This is a genomic window from Pilosibacter sp. NGB245, from assembly GCF_057397225.1.
Window position 1 is genome coordinate 2,504,842 of sequence record NZ_CM171584.1, and the last position, 24,638, is coordinate 2,529,479.

Sequence of the window (24,638 nt, forward strand, 5' to 3'; positions counted from 1 at the left end):
CTTGCTCGCTTTTCGCAAAATAAGGTTTGGGGTATAACAAACATAAAGTATAGGAGTCTTCATTATGAAATGAATGAAGTTAAATCCTCTCCGGACATTTGACCGCCCGGAAAGACATGTTCAGGTCAGGCTCACGTGGGAGCCGGCGCAATTTTGCCCAGCTCCCAGTACAGGCTGACAATTTTTTCTCAGAATCACGGCTCGTAAACGTCGTCAATGATCTCGAACTCTTTTGCTGCGAGAGTCTTCTCGACCCATTCTCTCTTTGCTGTACCGTTCTTTGCAGCTGCAAGCTTGCTCTCGTCTGCTGCCTGGAACTTCTTCGCATCCTCTAAGATCTGCGGAGCGTCTTTTCTCGGGATAACGATAACGCCATCCGGATCAGCCAGGATGATATCACCCGGGTTTACGCTGACTCCGCCGCAGGATACCGGTACGTTCACTTCGCCCGGACCCTCTTTGTACGGGCCGCCCGGTGTTGTGCCTGTGCAGTATACCGGGAAATCCCACTTACCGATTTCATCGATGTCACGGATCGGTCCGTCAAGAACGATACCAGCGATCTTTCTGTCGTAACGAAGGTAAGCCATCATGATCTCACCCATCAGAGAACGTGTATCATCCTCTTCGTTGGATACAACGATGAAGTCACCTTCCTGAGCGATGTTTAATGCTGCATGAAGAGCCAGGTTGTCGCCGCCTCTTGCCTTAACTGTGAGAGCCGGTCCTACTGCCATCTGCTCTTTCGGCTGGCTTACAAGATGAATTCTCGGGTTCATCGCTGCGTTTCTGCCCATTACATCACAGGTGTTGGACGCCGGGATGTTCTTGAACTGCATCATTACATCGTGATCCGGCATGTGTCTCTTTAAATAGATTCTCTTACCTACTGCCATTGTCATAATCTCCTTTTCCGTGGATTTTTATGCGGTTGAGGTTGCTTTTCGCTCCCTCATCTCTTTCTGAGGATATTGTATCGCAGGATCATGACAATTACAAACAATGTATTTATTTGCTTTTTACAACATTTTTTTGTTGAGTGCTTTACATCTGATCTTCGCTTTTATATAATGAAAGCGGCGGGCTCATCCTGCCGGATTTCCGTGTATCTGCATTGATTTCAGCCGTTAAGACCGGCTGTTTCACATCATGGAATCCGTCACAAAACAGGAACCTGCTGCCCTGTTGATCTTTTGAGTAACAGACGGTTACTCCCGAACATGGATTTTCATTTGGAAGATCCCATATATTTCATATCTACTTTTACAAAGGAGTCTTTTTATGAACCTGTTGAGCCTCTATTATTTCGTAGAACTTGCAAAAGAGCTTCACGTCACGAACACCGCCCAGAAGCTCTACATCTCCCAGCAGAACTTAAGCCAGCACATCCAGCGTCTGGAACAATACTACGGCGTCCCGCTCTTTCACCGGAAGCCAAAGCTCGCTCTCACCTACGCAGGCGAACAGCTCTACGCAGTCGCAGTCCGGATCCTCGCCGAGGAACACGAGTTCCAGAACCGGCTCGCCGACATCTCAGAAAAAAGCATCGGCAACCTGAAGCTCGGGATCCCGGCCTACCGGGGACAGATCTGTCTCCCGGAGATCCTGCCGCGCTTCTATGAAAAATGGCCGAATATCAAGATCGAGCTCTGCAACGAATCTTCCAGCAAGATGGAGGAACGTCTCTACGACGGCGAACTTGATATTTTCATCGGGATCATGTACCAGGATAATCCCAAACTGGAATCGTATCCGCTTTTGACAGACCACATCTATCTGGTCTGTTCCGACGAGCTTCTGCAGAAATATTATCCGGATTCCTGGCAGAGTCTGAAGGAGGAATCCGCCGGCGGAGTCGAACTCGCACGGTTTTCAAAAATCCCGTTTCTGCTCCCGGCTCCTTCCATGAAGCTTCGAAAGACTCTGGACCAGTGTTTCCTGGATGTCAAAGTAAAACCAAATATTTTCCTGGAATCCCAGACCACGGAGCTTTTTGTATCCCTCTATCCTTATAACTACGGAGCATTCTTCTGCACCCAGATGCGTCTCCCGACGCTTTTAGCCGCAAACCCGAACGCAAACGCATTCCCTGTCGCCCTGAAGAAATCGCTCATCAACCACCGCCTCGTCCTCGCCTACCACAAAGAGCGCTTCCTGCCGGACTACGCACATGATTTTATCGAGATCACGAAGGATGTGTTTGGTGAGATTGCGAAGGTGCGGCCGAATTAGATCAACATGCAGAGCACAAAAATCCCCTGAAACTCACCTTTTCATGAGTCCAGGGGATTTTTTCAAGCTGCCTGATTTTACGCAGTCTTTCTGCTCTTTACTGCCTTCATTGCCATACTGATGATCGGTACAACAACTGTCAGGAAGATCAGTACTAAAAGTACAAGGCTTGCCGGTCTCTGTAAATAATATAAGATTACCGGCTGTCCTTTAGACATCAGGATCGCATTTTTAAATCCTGATTCTACGGTTGCCTCCAGAAGCATTCCAAGGATGATCGGAGCGGTCGGGAGATCGAGTTTTCTGCAAAGATAACCGATCAGACCAAAGATCAGCATCAGATATACGTCACTGAAGCGATTGTTGATGGAGTAAGAACCAATTGTAGATAAAACAACGATAACCGGGATCAGGATCGCATCTGATACTTTTTTGATCTTTACGACCCGTCTGCAGATCACGATACCGATCAGTCCCATCATGATATTCGCGAGAATAAATCCAATGATGATCGTATATGTCGTTGTAATATTCTTTGTGAACATGGACTGTCCCGGAGTTAATCCATGGAGGATCAAAGCTCCTAAAAGAACTGCTGCCACTGTTGATCCAGGAATACCTAATGTGATGAGCGGAATGATACTTCCGCCTGTAACTGCGTTATTCGCTGTCTCAGACGCGCAGATTGCTTCCAGCGATCCATCTCCGAACGTTTTGATGCTTTTTTCGCCTGGCTGTAAGCAAACCATGCACCGATGTCTCCGCCGGCACCCGGCAGGATTCCGACAACCACACCAATGATCGCAGAGCGAATAAAGTTTGGTCCTAACCGGAGCATTTCTTTAAATGATGGAAGGAATTTTCCTTTCATGCTGTTGTCATCCAGTGTTCTGTGTATCCCATTTTTGAAATCCAGATATTTTTCACTTAAAACAAGCGCCTGAGAAATGGAGAACAGACCGATCAGCGCCGGTACTGTAGAAATTCCTGCATAAAGTCCATCAATTCCAAATGTAAAACGAAGCTGTCCAGTCAGTCCATCTGTTCCGATCGTTCCAAGGAACAAGCCAAAGCAGCCCATTAAAAATCCCTTGATCATGGATCCGCCGCCAAGTCCTCCGATAATGGAAAGTCCAAGGATTACGATTAGGAAATATTCCGGAGCACTGAACATCAGGGAGATCTTTCCAAGAAGCGGAGCCAGTGTCAGTAAAGCAACACCGCTGACTGCGCCGCCGAACATGGATGCCACTGTAGACATTCCCTATGATTAAACCACATCAGCCCTGCTGTAAAAACAAGCGAAGGAACAATAACCGGATCCGTTCCGTCCTTGACCGCGCATATGACCGCTGCGGGATCATGCCAAAGACATCGCTGGAAGCCTCTGACCAGAACATCATCTACCAACTTGCCTGCTCCGCGCAAGGTGCAGCCTTTCTCCCTCCGATGATCCTATTTGATCACAAAAAAGGATCAGCTCATGGCCGGAAGACTGCCACTGTCTTCGGATGAATCATTCTTTCTCAAAAATAGATATTTCCCTGATCTATCGGAATGACCTGATTCTTCCCCACTATGCGGACGGCATGAAAAAAGCCATCATGCAGGAATTCCAATCCTACGCGATGGCCATGCAGCAGCTTGCTTAACAACATTTCCTTTTCATTTTTACAAGAACAGATTGTTTTATTTTGTGAACAATACCGACTATAATAAAGACAGTCCAAAAACACTGAACAAAACAGATGTTTTATCATAGGAGGTATTATCAATGGGTTGGAAAATTTTACTCCCGCAGGAAATTATGTCCGAGGGTCGCAAGCTTCTTGAGGATGCAGGCCACACAGTTATCGACGGACGCGGCTTTGAGACAGAAGACGTTCTCGCTGATTTCAAGGAATATCAGCCAGATGCGATGATCGTTCGTATCACACCGATCACTCGCGAAGTAATCGAGTCGAATCCGAACTTAAAAGTAATCGTTCGTCACGGCGCTGGTTTCGACGCTCTTGACGTAAAGGCTTGCCATGACAACAACGTTCAGGCTCTCTACGCACCGGTTGCAAACAGCACATCCGTTGCAGAGACTGCAATGTTACTCATCCTCGAGTGCAGCCGTAACGTAACGGTTCTTCACAAGACATGGGTTGACGATTTCTACAAAGCAAAATTAAAAGTTCGCAAGAATACATTAAACGGCAAGACGATTGGTATCATCGGCTGCGGCAACATCGGAAGCCGCGTTGCAAAACGCTGCCTCGCTTTCGAGATGAACGTTCTCGCATACGATCCGTACAAACCAGCATCTGAGTTCCCGGACGGCGTTGAGGTTGTTCGTGATCTTGACCGTATCTTCAAAGAGTGCGATTACGTTTCTCTCCACTGCCCGAACACTCCGGTTACCAAGAACCTGGTAAACAAAGAGCGTCTCGCAATGATGAAACCGACTGCATTCTTGATCAACACTGCACGCGGCGGCTGCGTAGACGAGGATGCTCTCTACGAGGCATGCAAGAACGGCGTGATCGCAGGCGCTGGTCTTGACGCGATCAAGAAAGAACCGGTTGATCCGGCGAACCCGCTCCTCACACTTGACAACGTGATCATCTACCCGCATATCGGCGGCAACACAGTAGAGGCTGCTCACCGCGCTTCCTACTTCGCTGCTATGGGCGTTCAGGAAGTTTACGAAGGCAAGAAACCAACATGGCCGATCAACGATGTAGACTACGCAACAGCAAAGACCTACACAGACACAAAGAAACCGGATACAAAACCGGCTGGAATGTTCGATTTCTAATTTCTTACAACATTTTCTTTTCTCATAAAACTATAAAAGCAGGCAGGACTTATCGGAGGATAGGTTCTGCCTGTTTTTGTTATATTGTTCCAGATACACTCAAAAGATTTTCGAGATTATTTACAAATTTTGTTTACGAAATTTGTCATCTTTCCAGTTGACATACATGCAGGAATTGAATATACTTCTACATACAGATTGCGTATCTGTATTCAAGGTTGTTCGCTGCCGGTCATGCGAATCATAAATAGACCGTGGAAACGTTGTTCGCTGCCGGCCATGCGAATCACAAATAGGCCGTGGAAAAGTATTTAAAGCCTTCTAAAATCGTCAGAGGGCTTTCCTTATATCATATAAAAGCCCTGCCAGGTATCACTAAGAACGCCTAGCAGGGCTTTTCTCTCTTACAGGAACAATCTCTCCGGATTGCGCCTGATCAATTTGTCGATCTCTTTCTCCGAAAATCCACGTTCCAGAAGACCTTCCGCAAACATGCGGAGTCCATCTGCGGATCCCGGGGAATTTAGCTGGCCGAAATCGGTGACAAGATACGTGTTGTCTGTTCCGACCGCGCGGATCTGCTCGATCACAAGCTCCCAGCTCACGCGGTTGTGGTAGACTGTAAAGAAGCTGTGCTCCACCATCGCCCCGGCTTTCACGCAGAGTTTCTGATCTTCGATGGAAAAACTTGTCGCCGGATTCTCCGCATGGGTCAGCACCAGGCGCTTCACGCCGCGCTTCGCCGCCTCCAGCACGACAGGAACCCCTTCCTGTCCGCCGATATGTCCGGTCCCAACGACCAGGTCATACTTTGCCGCGATATCGAGGACATCGTAAACCGCCGGAAGAAGTTTTCCGTCCTCTCCCATCACAGACAGATACGGGCTCAGATCCGCGGATGGATCATTCCGGAAATGAAATTTCCGGTAAGCCAGCGAGTCCATCGTCGGGAACCAGACGTATTTTCCGCTTGCCTGCGCCATGCGCTCCACGGCATCCGGATTGATCCCGCCTGCCTGACGGTTCAGGACAAGACCACCGTAAATTTTAAGGTCCGGGTATAACGCAGAAAGAATGGCAGCACGGCCAGTCGTGTCAGCGAAGTGGCATTTTACCACTCCGCCTTTCATTCCAGCCGTCTTCCATTCTTCTGCTATTTCAAGATCTGTTGACTTTCTCGGGCTCACGTCCGGAGAAGTATGAATGTGCATATCATATGCACCTTTCAGGATATCGTCCATAGCACAAAACTCCTTATTTCTGCCGGACACGGATCACGCATCCGGCAGTACATGGTTTCCGGTTCCTAATGATACGGAAGGAATACCGGGATCAGAGCAACAACAACAATATACGTAAGAATGACCATCGGGATACCGATCTTTACAAAGTCGAGGAATTTGTACTTTGTCCAGCCGACCGTCATCATGTTCTGCGGCGCTGCAAACGGAGTTGCATAGGAAGCTGCACCTGCAAGAGTGATGATCATCGCGATCGGATACGGGCTTACTCCGATCTTCTCTGCGATGGAGAGACCGATCGGCATAAAGATCAGGATCGTCGGGATGTTGGACATTACCTGTGTCAGGATCGATGCAGCGATAAAGATCACGGTGCTGATCATGAACGGGCTCGGGTTATCGCCGAGGATGTTGATAATGATATTTGCAACCGCATCACCGGCGCCGCAGTTCTTTACGCCTGCGGAGATCGCGCTGAGCGCGCCGACCAGGATCAGGCAGTTCCAGTCGATCGCCTTGATCGCGTCTTTGACTGTCATGCAGCCGCTTCCGACAATGATCAGAGCGCCTACGACTGCAGCGATGTGCATCGGGAAGGTCTTGGATCCGGATGCGATCACCACGAGAACGGCGATCATCGTGATCACGCAGATTGCTGCGTTTTTCTTATTGAATTCTTTCTTTTCCGCCTGTGCGAACTCCGGCACATATCCGGTATCCGGGATCATCTTCATTCCGATAAATGTGTAATATAACACACCAAGAATACAGATTCCGATACCAAACGGTGTGATCGCAAAAAATCCAAACGGCTCATAGCCGAGTTCCTGCATAACACCTGCTGCGGATGCATTGGAACCTACGCCGACAAGTGTCACAAAGCCGCCAAACTGTGCACCGAACAGAAGTCCGAGAAGTGCTTTGGACGGTCCGATCCCCGCGGAAATGCACATTGCAGTCACGAGCGGAGCCATGGCAACCATGACACCGATGTTGCTGCAAACTGCACTTAACAGGCAGGAAACGATCAATGTTACAAGGATAATGTTTCTTTCACTTTTTCCGGTGATCTTCACCATCTTTTCACCGATGATATCTGTCACACCAGTGTGGAACAAGGATGCGCCGACAACCATCATGGCTGCCAGAAGAACGATCGTTGTACTGTTGTAACCGCTGAAGATCGTATTGACTTCAATAATTCCGGTATACGCGTACAGAATTGATGCGCCGATCGCAGTTACCACGATCGGGATCGGCTCCCAGATAAAGAGTGCGATCGTAGCTGCAAGGATCAGCAATGCGATAACCATAGAGTTCATGGATGTACCCCCTTATATTGTTTTGATGAGTCATAAGTTTAGAAATCCTCTTTTGAGCAAGACTGCAGTGGATTTCCGACCTTTTGACTCTGGTATCATGACATATAGTTTTTTGTTTGATCTGTACAGAACCGGTTTTGAAAACTACTGTTTTTATGTACAAAATTATTCTATCATGGCATACCATAAAAATAAAACAATATAATATTCTGTTTTTGACAAAGATTTGTTGTCAACGTATCCGGGAATATAACCAAAAAGGACCAGCGAGCTTTCTGATCTGAGGGGAAAGTTCACTGGTCTTTTTGTGGTTGGTCTGTATGCCCTGTGTGGAGCGAGCTTCTACGTGAAAAATGGCTTTATTCTGTTTTGCTGGACTGCGTTGTGTTGATGCCCTGAAAGGGGCGACTTACATTTCTACGGTTGACAGAAGATGAGCACGGAAAGACGATGGCATGTGTCAATGCCCTGAAAGGGGCGACCTTCATTTCTACCTTGAAAAAAGAATAGGAGAAAAGGAATGAAAAAGGTGTCAATGCCCTGAAAGGGGCGACCTTCATTTCTACACTTGCCTCTGGGAACCCGCATAAATAAAGGCTTTGCGGACCCGTTTTTGCAAGTATTTTCCAGAATATTCTGAAAAAGGCTTTTTTGAAGGTGATTTTTGGCGTGTTCACAGTTTGTTCATATTTATCGCAGAAATGAAGGTAATTTCTCGCTTTCAGCTGCCCCCATTATAACAGACTTCTTCAGGCTCCACAAGCAGATTATTTTCCATTATTGCGACCATTATTTGCGATCCCACCATCTCCCAGCGGTGAGCTTCCGGACAGGAGTGCATGATCCGGGGATCTGGCTTCCTCTTAGCTCACAGGTGACTGCGTTGGAGAACAGCGGACACTTGTTTGAGCAAAGCGAGTTGTGTCCCAGTACACAGGCTTTCTTGCCTGCGCACTGGAACAGGATTTTGCCGATGCTTCGCATTCCAAATCAGCAAAATCCGCAGCCTCAACTGTATCATACGGAATTTTCAGTTCAGAAAATCCTATATGCCCATAGCAGCTGTCTCCACGTTCTCCGCCCTTAGCAGCCGCCCGGGAGGTTCTTCCCTAAAACCCAAAATACATCTCCCGCAGCCCCCGATTCGCCAGAACCGCCAGATACCTCTTCATCCGCATCCGTCCTGCATTGTGCGTCACATTATAACTGTTAAGATCCCAGCTCCCGGACAATTTCTCTATGATCCTTCCATCCTCACGGTTTTCCTGATCCAGCTCTTCCAAAAGCTTCAATGCAGCCTGGTACTCCCTGCGGCTGTCGTTCTGGAGGAAATCATAAAACATCTCCTGAAACGGAAATACCCGTTTGTAAAACTCATTGATCTGCTCGAGAAGCCCGAAAAAATACTCCAAAAAGTCCACATTCTCCGTTTCCTGCACTTCCAGCAGCTTCCGATACCGTTCCCCGAGCTTCCTCAGCCACTGGTCCGTCTCCTCCGGGATCTCCACCTCATCGGATCCATCCCACCAGTACAGGCGGTCCGCATCGCTGATATAATAATTCGGCTTTCCCTTGAGTTCCTTTGGAGTATCAAAAAAAGCAAAAAATCCATCCTGACGCAGAAAATCGCTCGTTCTCAAAGGCACTGCCGGCTCCCTGCGTTTTTTCTCCCGGAACTTCAGGATCTCCGGTGCCGCATAAACCTTCCTCGTTTCATCATGATAGACATGTTCCCGCAGTTTCGCCCACTCTTTCCAGAATTCTCGCCCCATGAGTTCCGCTGTCAGAAACACGATCACTCTTGCCGGAAGAAACTCCGTATATCCCACGATCTCCTTCCATGCAGTATCCGTCACCGCCTCTCTCTCTTTCCGCTCCATCTTTACAAGCGCCCACAGATCATCGATCCCGCTCTCTCCTTTTTTCTCAAAATACTTCCTGAGCGCCATCTTGCAGTGATAAACTTCCGCCGGATACGTTCCATCCGGCTCTTTTCCGCATAAACATTCAGTTCCATTGGCGATATAGATAAGATCGGCCAGGTCTGTTCCACCCGCCGCAAACCGAAGTCCCTCGGGAATCAGCTCCATGATCTTCCGGACATCAGGCGCATCGTAATCGCCATCCGCAGACTCCAGTCCCAATTTTTCGCCCAGCTCCCACAACCGATCCAGGCGCTTTTCTCTCGTAAACTCCGTTTTCAGGATCTGGTTCAGCCATCCGACTGCCTCTCCACCATCAAGAATATCGCCATCGACCATCGCCGCCCCCGCTTCATCCGAATAGAGTTCATACAGCATATAAGCCGCCGCCATCACATCGAGAAATTCATTACTGCCGACCTTTCCTGACCACAGACGATTTCCCTTTTCATCATACTCCACCGTCTCCCAGGCATCGTCCTGAAAGTAATTGTAATGGAAACGCACTTCCTTTCCATACGTCTTTTTCACCGGGCAGAGCAGAGAAATCTCATGTCCATACAGCTTCACGTCATCAAACGACATCATGCCGCCGTAATAAAACACCTTCATCATCTGCTCTGTAAACAGTTCCCTCTTATCGTCCGGAACCGCCATTCTTCCTTTATAACCCATAAATGTTCCCATTTTTTCACCCTTTCGCAGCTGTTCACGTCTCCATAATTACAGGCCGAATTTCTGCCATTGTTGACGTGCGTTCTGCTTACCAGTGATTTCATCGTCCGTACATGAAACCTGTAGATCCAGTGAACAGCCGTCGCCTTTCTCAGAATCTGAACGTATCCTGCCTTAATGTTTCATTCATCATGAGCGACCAGAATGCAGCCATGATCGTGCGGCAATAGTAGTCACGCTCTCTGACAAGGATCTGCTCCGTTACCAGCTCCGGAGGCAGCTCCGGGAAATATTCCTGATACGCATTCATATATTTCCGAAACGCCAGCAATGCTTTCTGCCAACGCACATCATCCCTGTTCTTCTGAACGATCTCCACTGCCTCTTCGCTCACATAACGACAGTTCCATACATGTTCCATCTCCCACAGGATCTGTCCAGCAGCACGCTCCGCATCAAACTCTTCCGGCACCTGAATTTCCAGGACCTCTTCTTTCCACTCTGCGATCTGTCCCAGAAGCTTTTTGGAGAGATGTCCGGCTCCAAATTCCAGAAATTCATCTTCATTATCGCGCCGGTATATCTGATAAAGCTCTCTTCTTTTTCTATGTTCCGCTGAATTGCTGAGATCATCATGGTACATTTTCGTCTTTGTCCGGTAGCCCTTCGTCTGAAGACTAAACCATAGTTCCCAGAAAGGAATGTCAGCCGCTTCCGCATATGCAGAAACAAGGTAGGTACATGGAGCACGGAGTGATATTTCGGCAATGATCCCGAATGTTCCGTCTTGTTCTGCCATTTTCCGGCGTTCCGGAAGTTCCGAAGAGATCAGCTCCCTGTAAAAATCCCGAAGCACTTCATCGGATCCGTCCGCCAGGTATTCCTTGATTTCTTTTACGAGGTAATCTTCCAGATCAACTAAAGTCGCATCCTTAATCTCACTTTTTGTTCCACAAAACGGATTCTTCTGTCTCTCCTCACTGGGCATAAATTTTACATGTAACAGTTCTATGATATCGTCCGTCGTAAACGGGATCGTATCATCCCATATCCTGTTCCATAATTTATATTCATCCACATCCCGGTACTCGTCCCTCTGCTTCAGGAATGCCAGAACATCCAGGATCCTTCCCCTGTGAGGAAAGTCCAGCTTTCCCCCGGTCATGTCCTCGATCATCGCAGCGTAACTTCCAACCGGACATAATGCATCATCACTCATCAGGAAACACGGTGTCTCCGAATACGCTTCCTGCATGATCAAAATGCTGTTCATGGCAACGCCGAATTCATCCCATCCACGGTCCGGACAGATCAGTTGACATGTTTTCGTGTTATAACTGTCACCTTCCCGGACCCTCTTCTCGAACATGGAATAATTAAACCTTACGATTCCATCTTCATCTGCCTCCGGCTTTTTTAATACCGTGATCTCCCTGTCCCCAACCATTCGCTTTTCCGTCTGCCTGATCCCGAACACATCCAGAACCTTTTCTACATTCCTGTTGAACTCTTCCCGTTTCTCCTCCGGAATAGAAATGGTCCCGACAATCTTATATTTATCGTCTGCGTACATACTCGTTCCTTTCTGCTTGTCAGCGCTTCCCCTGCCTCCTGCTTTCACAGCCAGAGTCCATCAGAGCTTTCAATTTGATCCTGCTTTTATTCTAACAGAGACAACAAAAAACTTCTTCAACCGTTGATTTAAAATGTATGAAAATTTTATGTTGCTGTTATCCTCTTTTGAACTCTCTGTCTTTATGTTTTTATTTTACGATAGCCAGTTCACGATTTTTGTACACTTGCAATCTTACGAATGGAAAAAGACCAGAGGACTTTCTTGTTCAAAAAGAAAGTTCTCTGGTCTGTTCAACTTCGGTAACTATGCCCTGAGTGGGGCGAGCTTCATTTCTACCGGAATCCACATCACGCTGGTTGTTGCAATTGTAACACTGTGTCAATGGCCTGAATGGGGCGACCTCCATTTCTACTATCACAAACAGTACAGAAATATAATTCCGTTTTTTGGTGTCAATGCCCTGAATGGGGGCGACCTCCATTTCTACGTTGTATTTCATGTTTGCCCAGGCGAGTGGTTTTGTGTCAATGCCCTGAAAGGGGCGACCTCCATTTCTACACTTGCCTCTGGGAACCCGCATAAATAAAGGCCTTGCGGACCCGTTTTTGCAAGTATTTTCCAGAATATTCTGAAAAAGGCTTTTTTGAAGGTGATTTTTGGCATGTTCACAGTTTGTTCATATTTGTCGCAGAAACAAAGATAATTTCTCGCTTTCAGCTGCCCCCATTATAACAGACTTCTTCAGGTTCCACAAGCAGATTATTTCCCATTATTGTGACCATTATTTGCGATCCCACCATCCCCCAGCGGTGAGCTTCCGGACAGGAGTGCATGATCCGGGGATCTGGCTTCCTCTTAGCTCGCGGGTGGCTGCGTTAGAAAATCGATGACACTTGTCTGAGCGCAGCGAGTTGTGTCGTCGATTTTCTGCCCTTAGCAGTCTCCCGGGAGGTTAGAGGAACCATCCCCGCATCCCCGGCACTCCTGGCCGGAAACTCACCGCGCACCCTCGCCAACACACCTCAAAATCCTTTTCCAGATTTTCACGGCACTCCTGGCCGGAAACTCACCGCGTACCCTCGCCAACACCCCAAACAAGCACATACACAAAAAACGCACGCCCTGCATACCGATCCTCCCTGCATGCAAAACGTGCGTTTTCTAATCCAATCTCTATTACTCGTTCTTCAGATCCTCTTTCAGCTTACTAAAGAACCCTTTCTTCTTCCCTTCCTCCGGCGCAATTCCCTTCATTGCGTCATCAAACCGCTTCAGAGCCTCCTTCTGCTCCTCATTCAGCTTCTCCGGAACTGTAACAACAAGCGTTACATAATGATCACCGCGGATATTCTTATTTCTCATGGACGGAACACCCTTACCGCGGAGACGTACCTTCGTGTCAGTCTGAGTTCCCGGTTTTACCTCGTACTCAACCTCACCGTCAACGGTCTTGATCTTGATCGGACCGCCGAGAGCTGCCGTTGCGAAAGAAATCGGTACAGTCGAGAAGATGGAAGTCTCCTGACGCATGAATACCGGGCTTCTGGATACAGTAACCTCAACGAGAAGGTCTCCTCTCTCGCCGCCGTTCGTACCCGGCTCACCCTTCCCGGCGATACGGATACTCTGTCCGTTATCGATACCGGCCGGGATCTTAACCTGGATCTTCTTCTTGCTGGAGATATATCCGGTGCCGTAGCAATCCGGGCATTTCTCCTTGACAACCTTACCGGTACCGCGGCAGTCCGGACATGTCTGGACATTCTGTACCTGGCCAAAGAACGACTGCTGTGTATAGACGATCTTACCCTTACCGTTACATTTCGGACAGGTGATCGGGGATGTACCCGGCTTTGCGCCGGTTCCGTGACACTTCGGACACTCATCCTTCAGGGTAAGCTCGATCTCCTTCTCACATCCGAAGATCGCCTCCTCAAACGTGATACGGACACCCGTTCTCAAATTTGCTCCGCGCATCGGACCATTGCTGCTTCTTCCGTATGCGGAACGTCCGCCAAAGAAATCTCCGAAGATATCTCCGAAAATGTCTCCCATATCGGCTCCGTTAAAGTCGAATCCGCCGTATCCGGCTCCGCCTGCACCTCCGTCAAAGGCCGCATGACCGAACTGGTCGTACTTCTTTCTCTTTTCCGGATCACTTAAGACACTGTATGCCTCGGAAGCTTCCTTGAACTTTGCCTCTGCCTCTTTGTCTCCCGGGTTTGCGTCCGGATGATATTTCTTTGCAAGAACTCGATATGCTTTCTTTAACGCCGCTTCGTCCGCATCTTTCGGCACGCCGAGGACTTCGTAATAATCTCTCTTGGTCTCTGCCATTGCTTTCTTTACCTTTCTTGTTAATGAACGGTACCACGTACCTTTTGCGGAATTCTGCCGCCGGAAGATCTGCCTTCACACGCCGTAACCAGATAACGCCAGAACCCATTCCAGACATCACGGTTTTATCTTCTGCCGTGATAAATTTTCTCCGGATCATTCATCGTCCGGAAACAAGGCAGCCGAAAGAACGCCCTTTTGCGGGCGTCCTTCCGGATCTGCTTTGCCTGACAGACTCTTTTCAGTCTGTCAATTTATTTTTCGTCTTAGACCTCTTTGTAGTCTCCGTCAACGACATCATCGCCGTAGCCTGCCTGGCTTGCGCTCTGACCTGCCTGCGGACCAGCCTGACCCTGGGCACCTGCTGCGCCCTGAGCTGCCTGAGCCTGCTCATAAACCTTGGAGAATAACTTCTGGGCACTGTTCATGAGTTTCTCTTTCGCCGCCTTGATCTCATCGACCTGAGCATCTGTCATCTGATCTGCCGGAGCTTTTGCGATTGCTTCCTTGAGGGCATTTAAGTCAGCCTCAACAGCAGTCTTGTCGTTTGCATCGATCTTGTCGCCGACTTCCTCGAGAGCTTTCTCTGTCTGGAATACCATGGAGTCAGCTTCGTTTCTCGCATCAATCGCTTCTTTTCTCTTCTTATCCTCAGCCTCGTAAGCTGCAGCTTCCTTAACAGCCTTATCGATATCATCCTTGGACATGTTGGAACCGGATGTGATCGTGATGTGCTGCTCTTTGCCTGTTCCAAGATCCTTAGCGGATACATTTACGATACCGTTTGCATCGATATCGAATGTAACTTCGATCTGCGGAACACCTCTTCTTGCCGGAAGGATACCATCAAGACGGAACTGGCCAAGAGTCTTGTTGTCCTTTGCGAACTCACGCTCACCCTGTACAACGTGGATATCTACAGCTGTCTGGTTATCAGCGGCTGTGGAGAAGATCTGGCTCTTTCTTGTCGGGATGGTTGTATTTCTCTCGATCAGCTTTGTTGCTACGCCGCCCATGGTCTCGATTGCAAGGGAAAGCGGAGTAACATCGAGAAGAAGGATGTCGCCGGCACCAGCATCGCCTGCTAACTTACCACCCTGGATCGCTGCACCGATGGCTACGCACTCATCCGGGTTTAAGGACTTACTCGGCTCTTTGCCTGTTAACTGTTTTACCTTCTCCTGTGCGGAAAGCATACGTGTGGAACCACCTACAAGGAGAACCTTGGAAAGATCTGCTGCTGTTAAGCCGGCATCTCTTAATGCATTCTGTACCGGGATCGCTGTTCTCTCGATGAGGTCGCTTGTGAGTTCATCGAATTTTGCTCTTGTAAGGTTCATATCTAAGTGCTTCGGGCCATCAGCAGTTGCTGTGATGAACGGAAGGTTGATATTTGTTGTTGTTGCGGAAGAGAGTTCCTTCTTTGCTTTCTCAGCAGCTTCTTTTAATCTCTGAAGTGCCATCTTATCACCGGAAAGATCTACGCCCTCTGTCTTCTTGAACTCATCGATCATCCACTGTGTGACACGGTTATCGAAATCATCACCGCCGAGGTGTGTATCACCGTTCGTCGCAAGAACTTCAATAACGCCGTCACCGATCTCGATGATGGAAACATCGAATGTACCGCCGCCGAGGTCATATACCATGATCTTCTGCTCTTTCTCGTTGTCAAGGCCATAAGCAAGGGCTGCCGCTGTCGGCTCGTTGATGATACGCTTTACATCAAGACCGGCGATCTTACCTGCATCCTTTGTTGCCTGACGCTGGGCATCGTTGAAGTAAGCCGGAACTGTGATAACAGCTTCTGTTACCTTCTCACCGAGGTAGCTTTCAGCATCTGCTTTTAACTTCTGAAGGATCATCGCGGAAATCTCCTGCGGTGTGTACTTCTTGCCGTCGATGTCTACCTTGTAGTCAGTACCCATATGTCTCTTGATGGAGGAGATGGTTCTGTCAGCGTTTGTAACTGCCTGACGCTTTGCCGGCTCACCGACAAGTCTTTCTCCTGTCTTTGTAAATGCAACGATAGACGGTGTTGTTCTGACACCTTCTGTATTAGCGATAACTGTTGGTTTACCGCCTTCCATAACTGCTACGCAGCTGTTTGTTGTACCTAAGTCAATACCAATGATCTTGCTCATGATTTTTTCCTCCTGTTATATTTGGAATTAAGTGAATTTCAATGTTAATTTTGATACCGGATCGATCCGCACTTACGTGCTCTCACGATCCTTAGTTCGCAACCTGTACCATGCTGTGACGGACGATCGACTCTTTGTAGGTGTAACCCTTCTGAAGCTCAGCTGCCACAACATTTTCGCCGAGATTCTCATCCTCCACATGCATCACTGCGTTGTGGAAATTCGGATCAAACGGCTTTCCGACGGCCTCGATCGGTTTTACGCCAAGATCATCGAGCGTCTTTACAAACTGCTTATATATCTTTTCCATTCCCTCTGCAAATGCGGTTCCTTTCGCATCCTCCGGGATTGTGTTAAGACCTCTTTCAAAGTTGTCAACGATCGGAAGGATCTTTTCGATCACGTCCTTCGCGCCGATCTCATACATCGCGGACTTTTCCTTGTCCGTTCTCTTGCGGTAATTATCAAATTCCGCCATCGATCTTCTGAGTTTGTCATTTAACTCATCAATCTTCTCGTCCTTCGGATCCTTTTTCTTTTCCGGAGCTTTTTCCTTCTTTCCGGCATCCTCGGACTTCTCAGTTTCTTTATCAGTCTCAGAGGCTTTCGCTTCTTTCTCTTCGGAAGCTTCCGTCTCCTGGTTCTCTTTTTCTAACTCTTTCTCTTCCACTGCTCTCTTCACCTTTCATTTTTAAATGTTTCGTTCAGCTGCGCGACAAGCGATCGCAAGGTTGTTACGACTTTCTCGTAATCCATCCGCTTTGGTCCTACAATACCGATCGTTCCTCGCATTCCATCGCCGAGCGCATAATTTGCGGTTACGATGCTGCAGTCTTTCATGCTCTGGACCGGAGTTTCATCTCCGATGTAGACCTGGATCTCATTGTCCGGGTCATCGGTCTTATTCTGCTGCTGTTCATCGATCAGCCCACGGAGAAGTTCCTTATGTTCTAACGTGCTGATCAGCTGACTCGCTTTCTCTGTATCGGAAAGTTCCGGATATTTGAAAATATTGGTTGCCCCGCTCGTATAGATCTGAAGATCCTCATCCTGGGAACGGATCACTTCGCTGACCTCATTCAGGACCAGATCCACCACTCTTCTGTGGCTTCCGGCCTGCTCCTTCATCTTCGCGATCACACCAAGATTGATCTCCTCGATCGTCAGACCGTTCAGATTGCTGTTCAGGAGAATATTCAGATTCAGGATCTCCTCATCACTGAGTTCCTCATCAACCGTAACAAAAGAGTTCCGGATAATATTTCCTTCCACAACAATTACCACGAGAAGCTTATGTTCCTCAACTCTGGAGAGTTGGATAAATTTAAGCTTCGTCTGGCTGTAACTCGGTCCGCTGATCAGAGTCGCATAATTTGTATTCTTTGCGAGAACCTTTGCAAGCTGCTTCAAAAGCAGTTCCACGCGGTCAACCCGCTGGATCATCAGTTCCTGCATGTGCTCGACCTGACTGTCCTTCTCTTTAATGATCTGGTCAACATAAAACCGGTAACCCTTATCGGAAGGAATCCTTCCGGCTGAAGTATGCGGCTGAAGAATGTAACCAAGCTCTTCCAGATCAGACATCTCATTTCGGATCGTAGCGGAGCTGAGCTTCAGATCCGAGTATTTGGAAATCGTTCTGGATCCGACCGGCTCACCGGTCTCCAGGTACGTCTGGATAATCGCTTTCAAAATTTTCTCTTTTCTCTCATCCAGTTCCAAACCTCTCACCTCTTCTCTCTGATTTGCTAGCACTCTCTTTTGAGGAGTGCTAACATCTACAGTTGCTACTATATTACTTCGCAAGTTTTTTGTCAAGGGCTTTTGATAATTTTCACATTTTTTTCACAAACATAGGAATAATTCCTGTTTTTATTCAGAAACCTCCCGGAAACCCCATAATTTCCCGCGCACTTTACCGACAGTAATCTTCCCCAACCAAACTATTTCCTTATAAGATATCGATTCTTCACACTCACTCCCGCAACTCCCCAGCGGTGAGGCTCCGGGCAAAAGTGCTTTGCTCCAGATATACACTTCCTCTTAATCCGCAGCTGACTGTGTTGAATACAAAATAGTACACGTCCGAGCGCAGGCAGCGAGTTATACCTCTTCCCTTCCTCCCGCCATCCCACAGCGGTGAGGCTCCGGGATGGCGTGCTTTGATCCGGGGATCTGGCTTCCTCTTAGCTCACGGGTGGCTGCGTTAGAAAATCGGTGACACTTGTCTGAGCGCAGCGAGTTGTATCCTTTTCCTTCCTCCCGCTACTCCCACAGCGGTGAGGCTCCGGGATGGCGTGCTTTGATCCGGGGATCTGGCTTCCTCTTAGCTCACGGGTGGCTGCGTTAGAAAATCGGCGACACTTGTCTGAGCGCAGCGAGTTGTGTCGTCGATTTTCTGCCCTTAGCAGCCGCCCGTGTGCTTAGAGGAACCATCCCCGCATCCCCTGCACGCTATCCCGGAGCCTCACCGCGTACCTCTCGCCAATACCCTATAGAAAGCCACTCCCAGCTCTCCCCATGCCCCGAAAACTTGACAAATAAAAAAATCCGTGTATAATACATATTTGTTTCCAAATTGTTACATATTTGTTACATCACAGCATATACTTTGTAACAGATATGAAACAAAAAAGAAAGGATATGTTATATGAAGAAAATCAGAATGACCATCAGTGTTTTAATAACCATCCTCGCGATGCTCCTAAACACCGTATGCGCCTTCGCAAGCACCTCGAAAAACTCTGGCCACCTCGACAGCATCGACGGAAATAAGATCTCCGGATGGGCGTGGAACTCCGCGGCCCCGGACACCCCGGTCTCCGTCACTGTCACCGTGGTCAACGCCCATACAGGCGACTCTCTCTTAGCAGAGACCGCCACCGCAGATATCGAACGCGATGACTTAAAGACAAGCGGCATCGGAAACGGCGCCCACGGCTTTGAGATCATGATCGACTGGTCCTCCATTCCGGACAACACCTACATGATCAAACTCAGCGTAAACGGACAGGCACTTCCGATCGCCTACCAGTACGATACCGAGACAGGCATCATCAAAAACGCGACTCTCGTCTCCTTAGGAACCTTCAAGACAACCGCCTACTGCCCATGCAGAAGCTGCTCCGAAGGATATGGACGCCTCACAAAAACAGGAACCCAGGCCACCGCGAGCCGCACCGTAGCCGTTGACCCGCGCGTCATCCCGCTCGGAAGCCATCTTCTCATCGACGGCGTCGAATATATCGCTGAGGACGTCGGTGGCGGCGTCAAAGGAAAACACATCGATATTTTTTACAACACACATTCGGAAACAAAAAATCACGGCGTGGAACGTTCTGAGGTCTATCTGATCCAGTCCTGATGCTCCGTTTTCTTACAAAAAGGTGATCTGCCATTGCGCAGGTCACCTTTTTTTACAGGAAAATCCGCGCTTCACAGACTTTAGCGCTCTGCCTTTCCGATTTCATTTTTTCTATGTTCTCATATACACAAAAAGGGAATCTCCATGGAGCATCCAGTCTCTCACGGAAGATTCCCTTTTATCCTTTGCTTTTTTAAACCGTATGTCCCTTGGCAACATAAAACGGCTGTGTATCCGTTCCCTTAAGCTCCTGTCCGACCTCGATCGTAACGTTCTTATCGGTAACAACGTAATCCAAGCGTCCGCCGGCCTTCACGACCGTATCCTGCATCAGGACACTGTTTCTGATCTTCGCGCCTTTCTCGATCTTGACACCTCTGAAAAGAATACAGTTCTCAATATCTCCCTCGATCACACAGCCATCTGCAACGAGGTTATTTTTCGCCTTACATCCGGTAATGTATCTCGTCGGGTTGTCGTCACGGATCTTTGTGTAGACCGGACCGCCGGTAAACAGCGCTTCCAGATTCTCATCGTCAAGAAGCTTCATATTCTCGTCAAAGTAGCTCTTCAGTCCGCAGATCCTTGCATAATATCCTTCATACTTGTACGCGCGGACGTTATATTTCTCCAGGCGCGGTGCAAGGATATCACGCTCAAAATAGGAATAGCCGCGTACAAACGCCGCATGGATCTTCTCGATCAGAGCTTCTCTTTCCATAATATAGATGTTCATGGAAAGATTCTGTTTTCCGCTCTCCTCGGAATTCATGAAGATCCTTTTCACACGCCCGTCCTCGAGCTTTAACGTGTAATACATGTCCCCATGGGCGCCCGCGTGGATCAGCTCCGCCGGGATCTCCTGCTCCGCGTAAGCGACAGTCACATCGGCGCCGCTCTCGATATGTGCCCTTAACATATCATTGAAATCAAAATCGACCGCAATATTTGCGTCGGTCATGATAACATACTTTTCTTTCTTATTTTTAAGGAACTGCAGAATACTCTCCAGCGCTTCGACACGGCCGCTGTAGACCTTCATGTTCTTCTCCGCATACGGCGGGAAGATGCTGAGACCTCCGTTCTTTCTGAGAAGATCCCACTCACGGCCGGATCCCAGATGGTCCATCAGGGAATGGTAATTCTCGCGGACCACGATGGAGATATTGCTGATCCCGCAGTTTGCGAGACTCGAAAGGAGGAAATCGATGATCCGGTAACGTCCCGCGAACGGGATGGATGCCATCAGGCGGTCGCCCGCAAGTTCCGGCACCAAATTGTCATAACTGTTCGGGAAAATAATACCGATCGCATTTGCATTGGAATTTACCATTGTTCTTCACCGTCCTCCACATTTTTATTGACCATGGCGTTCGGGCCGATCTTTGCGCCCTTTCCGATTGTGATCCCGGATCCGATCGTCGCGACACCGTGTCCCTCATCCTTCGGCATGGAACCGACGATCGCATTCTCACCGATCACAACGTTCTCGGCAACGATGCAGTGTTCCACAACGGCACCGGCCTTGATGACGGTTCCACCCATGACAACGGCATCCTCGACCTTTGCACCTTTTTCTACCTTAACACCGGAGAACAGGATCGAATGCTTTACATTTCCATCAATCCGGCAGCCGTCTGTGATCATACAGTTCTCAACGACCGCGTTGGAGCCGATCTTATGTCCGGTCATGCCGCTGTTCCGGCTGTAGATCTTCCAATTCTCATCAAAGAGGTTGATCCCACTGTGCTCCGGATCCAGAACCTCCATATTTGCCTCCCAGAGGGAAGAGATCGTTCCGACATCCTTCCAGTATCCCTCAAAGTGGTAGGCGTACATTTTTCGTCCGTCCTTCAGAAGGTTCGGGATAATGTTGTTTCCGAAGTCGTTCTCGGAGTTCGGATCCGCCTCGTCCTCGATCAGGTACTTCTTTAAGATATCCCAGTTGAAGATGTAGATTCCCATCGAAGCCAGGTTGGACTTCGGGTTCTTCGGTTTCTCCTGAAACTCCGTGATCCGGTCATCATCGTCTGCGACCATCAGGCCGAAGCGGGATGCCTCATCCCACGGGACCTCCATAACGGCAACGCTGAACTCCGCTCCTTTCTCCTTGTGGAAGCGGAGGAAATCACTGTAATCCTGCTTACAGATCTGGTCACCTGATAAGATGATCACATACTGCGGATCGTAGCGCTCGATAAACGGAATGTTCTGATAGATCGCGTTTGCGGTTCCCTTATACCAGTCGGAGCCGGACGCTTTCTGGTACGGCGGCAGTACATGGACTCCCCCGTAGAGACGGTCAAGATCCCACGGCTGACCATTTCCGATATACTCATTCAACACCATCGGCTGGTACTGGGTCAGAATTCCAACGGTATCGATTCCTGAATTTACACAGTTCGAGAGCGGGAAGTCGATGATCCGATACTTTCCGCCGAAAGGAACTGCCGGTTTTGCAAGCTTCTGTGTCAACGCGTAGAGTCTGGAGCCCTGTCCGCCGGCAAGGAGCATTGCGATCATTTCCTTAGCCATAAAAATATCCCCCTGTATTTCTGGATCGGTATTCTCCGTGCAAAATGCATAAAATCGCATTCTCAAGGATTGTATAAATTATAGCACATTTTCGCCGTTTTTGATAGCTTTTTATACATTTTTACCATACTTTTACTTTGCCTATATATTTCTGTATTACTTTATACTCATAAAGTCAAAATTTCCCATGAATCTAAAAAACGCAGCCTCCGCAGGAACTTCAGTCCTGCAGAAACTGCGCCATGATATAGTTGCTCACATCGAGCCCGTAATCAGTCAGTACAAAGCGGTCACCTTCAAAACGCGCGGCCTTTTCTTTCACGAATGTTTCCATCAGCCCCGGGTAGACTTCCTTTGCGGCGATCCTGAATCGTCTTTCAAATTCTGAAAGCGACACCCCGGCCGTCATCCGGAGCCCTACATAGAAGAATTCCTCTTCCATATCCTTCTTCGTCAGCTTTTCGATATCTGCAAACATTCCCGGCTTTTCTTCGAGATACTGCTTCATATCCGGGTTCACGGTGAACCGGCAGCCGTCCAGATAGGAGGACGCCCCGAGTCCGAGTCCCAGGTACGGAACTCCGGTCCAGTAGCCGATGTTGTGGCGGCACTCCCGCCCCGGCTTCGCATAATTGGAAATCTCATACCGTTCGTATCCGCAGTCCTTTAAAAACCGCTTCGTCTCATGGTACATCTCCCGCTCGGAGTCCTCGTCCGGAAGAAGTTTCCGCCCCTCTTCGCTCCCATATCGTTCACCGAACGGCGTTCCTTCCTCGATGATCAGGCTGTATGCGGAGATATGTTCCGGATCAAGATCCGTGACCCGCGAGAGCGTCTCCTTCCATGACTCACAGGTCTGTCCCGGAAGCGCCGACATGAGATCGATATTCAGGTTCGCAAACCCGCACTCGCGGGCCAGCATAAAGCTCTCCAGAAATTCCGCCCAGGTGTGGATCCGGCCCAGAAGTTTTAACTCCCGGTCATTCGCCGACTGGAGACCGAAGCTCAGCCGGTTGATCCCAGCTTTCCGGTAATCCGTAAGTTTCTCTCGCGTCACCGTCCCGGGATTCGCCTCCATGGAGATCTCCGCGCCATCCGCGACATGAAACGCATGTCTGACATGTTCCATGATCTCCACGATCAGCCCAGAGTCCGGCACCGACGGGGTTCCGCCCCCGATAAAGATCGTCTCGACCGGGATCTCCCCGTATCGTTTTCCCATGACACCGATGTCTTCCATCAGCCGCTTTGCATACATTCTCTGCGTCTTGGCTCCTGACGGGAATGACAGGAAATCGCAGTAGGCACACTTTCTCACACAGAACGGCATGTGCAGATATAATTCCATGCCCCCGCTCATTTGAGCACCCCGCAGAGCATTTCGATCTCATCCTCAAACAGACAGTATCCCGGATCATGCGCTTTTACCGACGCAAGGACATCTTCGATCTTCATCCACTTTACGGACTCCACTTCTTCCTTCTGAAGTTTCAGGTCTTCGATCTCCACCGGTTTCTCATAGACGAAGACATGGCTCTTTTCATGGTTTTTAAAGATCTGTCCGCCAAATTCGCCCTCATAGCGCCCGTCGTGGACTCCCACAAGCCGCAGCTCTTCCGGTTTCGCTGTGATCCCAAGCTCTTCCTTCAGCTCTCTCAGCGCCGATTCCAGGTAGTCCTGTCCCGCCGGGATATGTCCGGCGCTGGAGATGTCATAACAGCCTGCGAAGGAATCCTTTCCCCCGCTCCGCTTCTGTAAAAGCAGGTCATGTCCTCCGTCCGCGCGTTTTCTCACGACCCAGACATGGCTCGTCCGGTGCCAGTCTCCGTGAAGATGGACCAGAGTCCGCCAGCGCACCTGACCGGACGGTTCCCCGTCTTCACGGAGCAGATCGAGAAGCTCCAACGGCTTTCCATCGAGGACCGCCTCCTTTAAAAGATCATCCTGATAGCGGAGTTTTAAGGAGAAAAACGGCGCATCTTCATCGAGAAGATAATGGAAGATCCGGTCGCCCTCCCACAGGTTCAGGCGGTCGATCTGCGTTTTCGGGACCCACTCCAGCGTTCCCTCATTGCATTCCGCGAGCTCCCCCGCAAAGCCGTCCGCCGTGTAGAGGAAAATGTACTCCATCTCCTCATCGTCATCGTTGTATACAAAAGTCAGGACGCCCCGGAGCCGGTAGTCTGTGAGCGTCAGACCGGTCTCCTCCTTCGTCTCCCTGAGGATACAGTCCTCCGGACTCTCCCCGCGTTCAAACTTTCCGCCGATGCCGATCCATTTGTCCTTATTGACGTCATGTTTCTTTTTGATCCGGTGGATCATCAGATATTTTTCATCTTTTTCGATATAGCAAAGAGTTGTAAGTTTCATTGTGTACCTCACTCTGTTTTTTCAGGGTCGGTCTCCGTCAGGGAAACCGTTCTCCTTTCAGGAGATAAGTAACGGCAAAATCGGTCCGTTTCTATAGATTTGAAAAGAACCGCCGGT

General features: G+C 49.0%; 16 protein-coding genes and 1 pseudogene. 3 read left to right on the forward strand and 14 right to left on the reverse strand.

Annotation, left to right across the window (positions count from 1 at the left end; genetic code table 11):
• Positions 1–194: 194 nt before the first annotated feature.
• Positions 195–896, reverse strand: coding sequence for an RraA family protein (locus ACXMYH_RS11305; RefSeq protein ID WP_118514009.1), 702 nt, complete (start codon positions 894–896; stop codon positions 195–197).
• Positions 897–1,281: 385 nt separating this feature from the next.
• Between ACXMYH_RS11305 and ACXMYH_RS11310 the strand changes: the two genes are divergently transcribed.
• Positions 1,282–2,232 carry a LysR family transcriptional regulator gene (locus ACXMYH_RS11310; RefSeq protein ID WP_118297100.1) on the forward strand — a complete coding sequence of 317 codons (951 nt, stop codon included), beginning with the start codon at positions 1,282–1,284 and terminating at the stop codon, positions 2,230–2,232.
• Between the two features lie 77 nt (positions 2,233–2,309).
• Here ACXMYH_RS11310 and ACXMYH_RS11315 read toward each other — a convergent pair.
• A pseudogene (locus ACXMYH_RS11315) lies at positions 2,310–3,493 on the reverse strand (tripartite tricarboxylate transporter permease).
• A 513-nt stretch (positions 3,494–4,006) separates the two neighbouring features.
• On the opposite strand from ACXMYH_RS11315, the gene ACXMYH_RS11320 reads away from it, so the two are divergent.
• The gene (locus ACXMYH_RS11320) at positions 4,007–5,035 is read left to right on the forward strand and encodes a hydroxyacid dehydrogenase (RefSeq protein WP_118514001.1); all 1,029 of its coding nucleotides are present in this window, start codon (positions 4,007–4,009) and stop codon (positions 5,033–5,035) included.
• Positions 5,036–5,439: 404 nt separating this feature from the next.
• On the opposite strand, the gene ACXMYH_RS11325 is transcribed toward ACXMYH_RS11320, so the two are convergent.
• The 8 genes from ACXMYH_RS11325 to hrcA form a co-directional block, all read right to left on the reverse strand.
• Positions 5,440–6,276, reverse strand: a complete 837-nt coding sequence (locus tag ACXMYH_RS11325) for a DUF6282 family protein (RefSeq protein ID WP_486554918.1) — start codon at positions 6,274–6,276, stop codon at positions 5,440–5,442.
• A 65-nt stretch (positions 6,277–6,341) separates the two neighbouring features.
• Positions 6,342–7,598, reverse strand: a complete 1,257-nt coding sequence (locus ACXMYH_RS11330) for an SLC13 family permease (RefSeq protein ID WP_118321150.1) — start codon at positions 7,596–7,598, stop codon at positions 6,342–6,344.
• 1,109 nt (positions 7,599–8,707) lie between these two features.
• On the reverse strand, positions 8,708–10,207 hold the full coding sequence (locus ACXMYH_RS11335) for a hypothetical protein (protein WP_329751688.1): 1,500 nt from the start codon (positions 10,205–10,207) through the stop codon (positions 8,708–8,710).
• A 139-nt stretch (positions 10,208–10,346) separates the two neighbouring features.
• Positions 10,347–11,768: a hypothetical protein gene (locus ACXMYH_RS11340; RefSeq protein WP_486554919.1), complete on the reverse strand. Its 1,422-nt coding sequence runs from the start codon at positions 11,766–11,768 to the stop codon at positions 10,347–10,349.
• Between the two features lie 1,179 nt (positions 11,769–12,947).
• A complete protein-coding gene (dnaJ, locus tag ACXMYH_RS11345; RefSeq protein ID WP_486554920.1) occupies positions 12,948–14,108 on the reverse strand; it encodes a molecular chaperone DnaJ in 1,161 nt (386 codons plus the stop codon).
• A 266-nt stretch (positions 14,109–14,374) separates the two neighbouring features.
• Entirely contained in the window at positions 14,375–16,252 is a 1,878-nt protein-coding gene (gene dnaK, locus ACXMYH_RS11350) for a molecular chaperone DnaK (RefSeq protein WP_118299191.1), read from the reverse strand.
• Between the two features lie 91 nt (positions 16,253–16,343).
• On the reverse strand, positions 16,344–16,922 hold the full coding sequence (gene grpE / locus ACXMYH_RS11355) for a nucleotide exchange factor GrpE (protein ID WP_243022267.1): 579 nt from the start codon (positions 16,920–16,922) through the stop codon (positions 16,344–16,346).
• An 8-nt stretch (positions 16,923–16,930) separates the two neighbouring features.
• Complete coding sequence (gene hrcA / locus ACXMYH_RS11360; protein WP_118299193.1) at positions 16,931–17,983, reverse strand: heat-inducible transcriptional repressor HrcA; 1,053 nt, start codon at positions 17,981–17,983, stop codon at positions 16,931–16,933.
• Between the two features lie 919 nt (positions 17,984–18,902).
• Between hrcA and ACXMYH_RS11365 the strand changes: the two genes are divergently transcribed.
• Positions 18,903–19,616 carry a 3D domain-containing protein gene (locus ACXMYH_RS11365; protein WP_118299194.1) on the forward strand — a complete coding sequence of 238 codons (714 nt, stop codon included), beginning with the start codon at positions 18,903–18,905 and terminating at the stop codon, positions 19,614–19,616.
• A 193-nt stretch (positions 19,617–19,809) separates the two neighbouring features.
• Here ACXMYH_RS11365 and glgD read toward each other — a convergent pair whose 3' ends face one another.
• The 4 genes from glgD to ACXMYH_RS11385 all read right to left on the reverse strand — a co-directional run bounded on the left by glgD (position 19,810) and on the right by ACXMYH_RS11385 (position 24,521).
• Complete coding sequence (glgD, locus tag ACXMYH_RS11370; protein WP_486554921.1) at positions 19,810–20,949, reverse strand: glucose-1-phosphate adenylyltransferase subunit GlgD; 1,140 nt, start codon at positions 20,947–20,949, stop codon at positions 19,810–19,812.
• Complete coding sequence (locus tag ACXMYH_RS11375) at positions 20,943–22,151, reverse strand: glucose-1-phosphate adenylyltransferase (RefSeq protein WP_118530796.1); 1,209 nt, start codon at positions 22,149–22,151, stop codon at positions 20,943–20,945. Before ACXMYH_RS11375 ends, glgD begins: the two co-directional genes overlap by 7 nt.
• A 220-nt stretch (positions 22,152–22,371) precedes the next feature.
• Positions 22,372–23,511 (reverse strand): radical SAM family heme chaperone HemW, encoded by a 1,140-nt coding sequence (gene hemW / locus ACXMYH_RS11380; RefSeq protein ID WP_486554922.1) that lies wholly within the window; start codon positions 23,509–23,511, stop codon positions 22,372–22,374.
• Positions 23,508–24,521, reverse strand: a complete 1,014-nt coding sequence (locus tag ACXMYH_RS11385; RefSeq protein WP_486554923.1) for an NUDIX domain-containing protein — start codon at positions 24,519–24,521, stop codon at positions 23,508–23,510. The genes hemW and ACXMYH_RS11385 overlap by 4 nt, the downstream gene beginning before the upstream one ends.
• Positions 24,522–24,638 lie beyond the last annotated feature (117 nt).